This is a genomic window from Limnofasciculus baicalensis BBK-W-15, assembly GCF_024178385.1.
GTDB lineage: Bacteria > Cyanobacteriota > Cyanobacteriia > Cyanobacteriales > Coleofasciculaceae > Limnofasciculus > Limnofasciculus baicalensis.
Window position 1 is genome coordinate 22,308 of the sequence record NZ_JAMZMM010000031.1, and the last position, 6,529, is coordinate 28,836.

General features: G+C 47.4%; 4 protein-coding genes. All 4 read right to left on the reverse strand.

Translation table 11 applies throughout. The features are described 5' to 3' along the window. Nucleotides 1-126: 126 nt before the first annotated feature. Nucleotides 127-3,123 (reverse strand): translation initiation factor IF-2, encoded by a 2,997-nt coding sequence (gene infB, locus NJ959_RS05310; RefSeq protein WP_254010713.1) that lies wholly within the window; start codon nucleotides 3,121-3,123, stop codon nucleotides 127-129. Between the two features lie 690 nt (nucleotides 3,124-3,813). After that, nucleotides 3,814-4,119, reverse strand: coding sequence for a YlxR family protein (locus NJ959_RS05315; protein WP_254010714.1), 306 nt, complete (start codon nucleotides 4,117-4,119; stop codon nucleotides 3,814-3,816). Nucleotides 4,120-4,301: 182 nt separating this feature from the next. Then, nucleotides 4,302-5,561, reverse strand: coding sequence for a transcription termination factor NusA (nusA, locus tag NJ959_RS05320; RefSeq protein WP_254010715.1), 1,260 nt, complete (start codon nucleotides 5,559-5,561; stop codon nucleotides 4,302-4,304). Nucleotides 5,562-5,745: 184 nt separating this feature from the next. Further along, nucleotides 5,746-6,207 carry a ribosome maturation factor RimP gene (rimP, locus tag NJ959_RS05325; RefSeq protein ID WP_254010716.1) on the reverse strand — a complete coding sequence of 154 codons (462 nt, stop codon included), beginning with the start codon at nucleotides 6,205-6,207 and terminating at the stop codon, nucleotides 5,746-5,748. Between the last annotated feature and the right edge of the window lie 322 nt (nucleotides 6,208-6,529).

The window sequence follows — 6,529 nt, forward strand, 5'->3', positions numbered from 1 at the left end:
ACTTACGCAAAGCATCTATTTGTAGGGTGTGTTAGGCTTTGCTAACGCACCATTCCCTCTATAACTGAAAAAGGTGAAGAATAAACAATAAAATCGTTCATCCTTCACCCTTCATCCTTAAAAGGACTAAGTTAGCGATAAAGTCCGTCGCTTACTCACCATCTTGAAGGTTTCAATGATATCCTTTTCCATCCAACCATTGAACTTATCAAGACCGATACCACATTCATAGCCAGCATTGACCTCTTTAGTATCATCCTTCATCCGCTTGAGGGAATCCAGAAGACCTTCGTGAATGACTTTGCCATGACGACGAACCCGGATGTGGCAATTACGAATTGCTTTGCCAGATAAAACATAGCAACCTGCAACCGCACCGCGCCCAACTGGGAAGACGGCGCGAACTTCCACTTCACCCAGAGACTCTTCAACCATTTCTGGCTCAAGTAAGCCTTCCATCGCCCCTTGAATATCATCCAAGAGATTATAGATGATGTTATATTCCCGCACATCAACCCCTTCTCGGTCAGCCGCTTGGCGAGCGCTATGAGCCAGGGTGGTATTGAACCCAATCACCACCGCACCACTAGCCGCCGCTAAGTCAACATCAGTTTCAGTGATTTCACCAGCAGCAACAAAGAGGACTCGAATTTGCACTTCATTCTGAGGTAACTGCTTGAGGGCACCGAGAATCGCTTCTGCGGAGCCTTGCACGTCAGCCTTCAAAATCAAGTTAAGTTCTTTAAGTTCGCCTTCTTGAGCCTTAGCGGAGAGACTATTGAGGGTAACGCGGCGAGATGCCATGACCTGTTGTAGTCGGGAAAGGCGCTGCTCGTCTCTCCTCTTGTCAGCAACTGATCGTGCTTCTTTTTCTTGTGCAAATACCTCAAACTCATCACCCGCAGCCGGGAGTTCGCTCAAGCCCAATATCTCCACAGCAAAAGAGGGATAAGCTGCCTCTACCTTAGCCCCCCGGTCATCGATCATGGCTCGCACCTTACCGAATACCGAACCAGCGACTAGAGTATCGCCCACTCGCAGGCTACCATTTTGTACCAATAGGGTGGCAACCGGACCTCTGGATTTATCCAGATTAGCTTCGATCACCGTACCTCTAGCAGGTCGATTCGGGTTAGCTTGGAGATCTTGAACTTCCGCCACTAGTAGGATCATTTCCAACAGCGTATCCAAGTTTTCTTTTTGGATAGCGCTGACTGGAACCATAATGGTGTCGCCACCCCACTCTTCTGGAACTAACCCGTATTCTGTTAATTCTTGCTTAACGCGATCGGGTTGAGCTTCAGCTTTGTCAATCTTATTGATGGCAACAATAATCGGGACTTCAGCCGCTTTAGCGTGGCTGATGGCTTCAATCGTTTGAGGACGAACCCCATCATCGGCCGCTACGACTAAGATGGCAATGTCTGTAACTCTTGCTCCTCTTGCTCGCATCGCGGTGAAGGCTTCGTGTCCAGGGGTATCGAGGAAGACTACCTGCTGGGTTGTACCCTCATGATCCACATCAACATGGTAAGCACCAATGTGCTGGGTAATTCCACCCGCTTCTCCTTGAGCCACTTTGGTAGCGCGGATAGCATCGAGCAGAGTAGTTTTACCATGATCGACGTGACCCATAATAGTCACAACTGGTGGCCGCCACAGGTTTTCCATATCCCCTGCCTCTAGCATCTCTGTCACCTTAGTGGCAGGAGCTGCTTCGGCGACAGTTTCCACTTCCACACCAAGTTCCTCGGCTACCATACTAGCGGTGCCAAGATCTAGGGTTTGAGTGATGTTTACCGCCATTCCTTTGAAGAATAGCTTTTTGATAATTTCAGTTTCAGCAATCTCTAACTTAGCGGCTAGTTCTCTGACAGTGAGAGAGTCTGTTAAGACGACTTTATCTGGACGCTCAGGTACGGCTTTTTTGTCTCGATTATTGCGATCGCGACTATCCGACTTGCTGCTACTGCTACCGCTACCTTTAGTAGTCGGTTTTTTCTTCTGTGTGACAGTAGGAGTTGCCACCGACTGAGTTGGGCGTGACTTCGGCTTGGTGGGACGGAGTACTGCCTCGCTTAACATACTTGCAGCACCGATGTCCTGTAAACCTGCGACGAGATCATCGTCCTCTTCATCTTCAATTAGTTTAGGTCGCCGCTTAACTTTTCCAGCAGCTTTTAGTTTAGAGGCTTCTTTTCCTTCTTCTTCTTCGTCCTCCCACTCTTTCTTTTTAACCTGTTTCGGCGGTGTTGGTCGCCTTAATTTAACCTCTTTGAGGATATCCTCTGGACTTTCAAACAGGACTTCTTCGTCATCTCCCCCTTCTTGGGCTGTACCAGGCTTCGACACCCCTGTCTTAGCTGCCACTTCTCGTCTTGGCGGTGCTTGGAGTTTGGGAACTGGTGGGGCTGTTGGAGCGCCGCCTCTTACTGGCGCTTTCGATTCAGAAGGAGGTCGGGATGGTTTGGTACTTGGCGATTTAGTCGGAGTTTGGACGGCACTAGAACCCGACTCTGACGACTCCTGGCGTGCCCGTTTCAAAACTGGGCGCTCAACTTGAGCCGCCGGCTGTTTTGACGACATCTGTCTTGAAGGGGGTTGAACCAGTTGCGGTTTTTCTTCAATACTGGGTGTCGTTGGTTGCTCCTCTAAAACCTGTGATTCTGACTCATCGACTGATTGGGACGGTTTATCCGCCTGATTCACCCGATTGGGTCGATTCACATTAACGGGGGGACGTGGTAGGTTCACGCTGGGTTTAACGGGCGGTTGCGGAGGGGTTGCCAGTTGAGTAGACCCCTGTTGATAACTAGGACGAGACTTGGGTTTCAGGCTGAGGATTTGCTGTTTCTGCTGAGGGTTGGGGCGTCCTGATTTTTGAGGCAATGGAGACTTAGCGCTTGCTTCAGCGGTTGTCGTACCCTCACGGTTTTTAACCGTTGTTGGACTTTCGGTATAGTTTTCTGCCGCCCCCCGAATCCGTTGCACGTCCGATTCCGTAATCGTACTACTGTGACTTTTAACTGCTATATTGAGTCCTTCGCAGATATTCAAAATGTCTTTGTTGTCCAAGTTCAATTCCCGTGATAATTCGTAAATTCTGATTTTGCCGTTGTTCATCCACTATTCCCCCGTCTTACATAACATTTTTTACACCATAACTACACGCTCGAATGACTGCTTGATCATAGAAATCCTTCGATTTTGAACACCCCATGTCTTGAGACTGGGGATGAAAACGAGTTAGCGGTTTTAATCGCCTACCCCTTTCGGGATGGAAGGGTATGGTTCCCCCTCCGATGGAGATCTGGTTGTCTCCAACCCATTGCTGGGTAATGTTAGCTATACGACCTGTTATAAGAGCTTTTTAGATCTGCAACACTGTTTCAGTGACCTTAAAACTGTTTAATTGCAGATGACAGAGCTGGGGACTAGCTACGGCTCCACAGGGTGTCGTGACTCAAATAACGGCTAAAGAGAGTGAGTGGTCTGGTCAGTATGGCTTGCCGATTACTCATGCAGAGCCACCATGTCTTTAGACCGGGGTTACTGACTTGTGTTGTACCCAATGTGTGAAAACTACAACTTTACTAAAGATTGTTCAATCTTCCACAAATATTAACAAATCTGGAGCAATTTGCTACAATTTTCTAATTCGACCTCCACAGACACGCTTCCTATAACGAAAAATAAAACTATATTTATCCTTCCCCTCACCCCTGTCCCACTCACCCCCCACCTCTTGGATCGTGACTGAAAACCGATCGCGCTTCTACTATCCTAACGATTCCTCCTGTCTGATAGGAGATATTAGTTGGTATTTTTTGATAATTTCTCAGGAGAACTTCCCTCGGTTGCCTCTTCTGCCATGGCGGCTAGACGCTGCCACAACAGTTGATAGAGTTCTTCTGACACCGATACGCGAAGGGCACGCCCCAGTCTGTTTTTCTTTTGAGCGGTTGTCAGACAATTGGCTTGAGGACAGATGTAGGCAGAGCGACCCATCCCCCGATCTAATTGTACCTCTCCTGATGGATAGACTCGGACAACACGCCAGAAGGCTTGTTTCGGTGCCACTTTACGGCAACTAAGGCAACGACGGTAATTTGGTTCCATCTGGTGGGGAGTGGGGAAGAGAGTTTTGAGTTTTGAGTTTTGAGTGTTGAGTGTTGAGTTTTAAGTTTTAATTGAAAACTCAACACTCAACACTGAGAACTATTCTGGGGAGTGGGGAGTGGGGGGAGGAGAGTTTTAACTGAAAATTCATTCCTCAAAACTCTCTCACCCCTCCCGATTCCCTACTCTTCTTCTAGATCGGTATCTTGGGGATTATAGGTTTCTATCGCGTCATTGTCATCCTCTAGCATCTTTTCGACATTGATTACTGTTGCTTGTAATGCCTCCATTTTACGATGTTCGGCTTCGTAGTCGTACTTAGCACCATCTTTAATATCAATCTTCCAGCCAGTGAGTCGGGCAGCAAGGCGGACATTTTGCCCCTCTTTGCCAATGGCTAAACTTAATTGATCTTCTCCCACTAGAATGTGAGCTTGACGACCCTCTGGATTCATTAGCAGTACTTGATCCACTCGTGCTGGACTGAGGGCATTGGCAATATAGGTAGAGGGATCGGGGGACCAGCGAATCACGTCAATTTTTTCCCCTCGCAATTCATTCACTACTACTTGAATCCGCGAGCCTCTAGCACCAATACAAGCACCGACGGGATCGACATCTCTTTCTAAAGTATCGACTGCGATTTTTGTTCTCGGTCCAACATGTCGTGAGGGCGGATTAGCTTCCCTAGCCACGGCTACGATTCGCACTACTTCATCTTCAATTTCGGGGACTTCGTTGGCAAATAGATAGACTACCAAACCAGCAGAAGCTCTGGAAACGACGAGTTGAGGTCCCCGGTGCGGACCTTCCCGGACTTTTTTGAGATAGACCTTAAAGGTACTGTTGATGCGATAGTTGTCGTTGGGTAACTGTTCTCGCTTCGGCAGTTCGCCTTCAACCTCGGGCTGACCAAAGCCACTGCTGATTGCCATAATTACCGATTGTCGCTCGAACCGCAGGACTCTTGCCTGGAGAACGGTTCCTTCTAATTCTTCAAATTCCTCTTGAATTAGCTTGCGCTGCTGATCTCGTAGTTTTTGGGATAGTACCTGTTTGGTTTGAATAGCGGCCATCCGCCCAAATTCATTTTGATCTGGGGTGACATCAACAACTACCGAGTCACCTACTTGTGCCTCAGATGCTACTTTTTGAACTTCTTTAAGGGAAATATGATGGTCGCTGTTGGTGATTTCGTGAACGATAGTTTTGGTTGATAAAATGCGGAACCCTTCTTCTTCAACATCAAGTTCCACTTCAAAGTTGTTAAAGTAGTCATCGTCAAAATGGGGTCGCTCCATCCGTTGTGCCCGACGATAGCGTTCGTAACCTTTGATCAGTGCTTCTATTAGCGCTTGTTGAACGGCAGTCTTTGGTAGATTGTGGCTTTGTGAGATCTCGTCGATCATCTTTTTCAGACCATATAGCTTAATTATCGACATAAGCTTATTCTCCCTAATAGTGTTGTTTATTGTTTGTTGTTTGTTGTTTGTTGTTAGTTGTTTGTTGTTTGTTGTTTGTTACATAACAATCGTCTCACCTGTTAGATTTCGTTGCTTGACCAACAATTGGCTCTCGCCCCAATTGCAAACAACTAATCACGAACAACCAACAACAAACAATTTTTCATTTTTTATCGTCTAGCTGTACCCGGATTACTAGCTGACGGGGAATTGTGATTCCACGACCTTTTTGGTTGAGGTAAACTACCGTATCATCCCGGTTAATTAATTGCCCTCGCCACTCTCGATTACCCTGATATGGTTCAGAAAGCTGGGCAATGACGGAAAACCCTTTAAAGGAAATGAACTCTCTATCTGTGCTAAGTTCTCGCGAGATGCCGGGACTAGAAATCTCCAAAACGTAGGCATCTGGAATGATATCCATGGCATCTAACTGTGCTTCTAGGGCATGGCTCATCCTTTCGCAGTCGTCTAAGCTGGTGTCACTGACAGAGTTGCGGATATCCACCCGCAGTACAGGTGGGCGTTGATTGGTGTGAAACACAGCACCTACAACCTCCAATCCCAATTGTTCGGCTATCGGGGTTGCCAAATCGATTAGCTGTGGAATTAGGGGATGAGTCATAGGAAAATTGTTCTCCAATAAAAAAAAGTGGGGTTAACCCACCTCAGATCAAACCGATCTTAGTTTTTCGACCGTCCTCGGTAGCTATACACAAGGACTCTTCAGTACGCCATCCCAAAGAATTACCGCACTAGGGGTGTCATCCCCTTTAAATCATAAAATTCCTTCGTCGTGGGAAACTCCGTGTATGCGAGACCGGAGAGGAACACGCAGTAGCGGTTAAAACCGCCTACCATGAGAGAGGAGTCGGGGTATGGTTGCCCCAGAGGTGAGGTATGGTTGCCTCAAGCTCCTTTCGGAGTAAAGTTAGCTTTGCCAATGT

Bases quoted from the DNA above. Each gene is read 5' to 3' on its own strand.
- infB (WP_254010713.1), bottom strand. From the start codon at position 3,123: ATGAACAACGGCAAAATCAGAATTTACGAATTATCACGGGAATTGAAC.
- NJ959_RS05315 (WP_254010714.1), bottom strand. From the start codon at position 4,119: ATGGAACCAAATTACCGTCGTTGCCTTAGTTGCCGTAAAGTGGCACCG.
- nusA (WP_254010715.1), bottom strand. From the start codon at position 5,561: ATGTCGATAATTAAGCTATATGGTCTGAAAAAGATGATCGACGAGATC.
- rimP (WP_254010716.1), bottom strand. From the start codon at position 6,207: ATGACTCATCCCCTAATTCCACAGCTAATCGATTTGGCAACCCCGATA.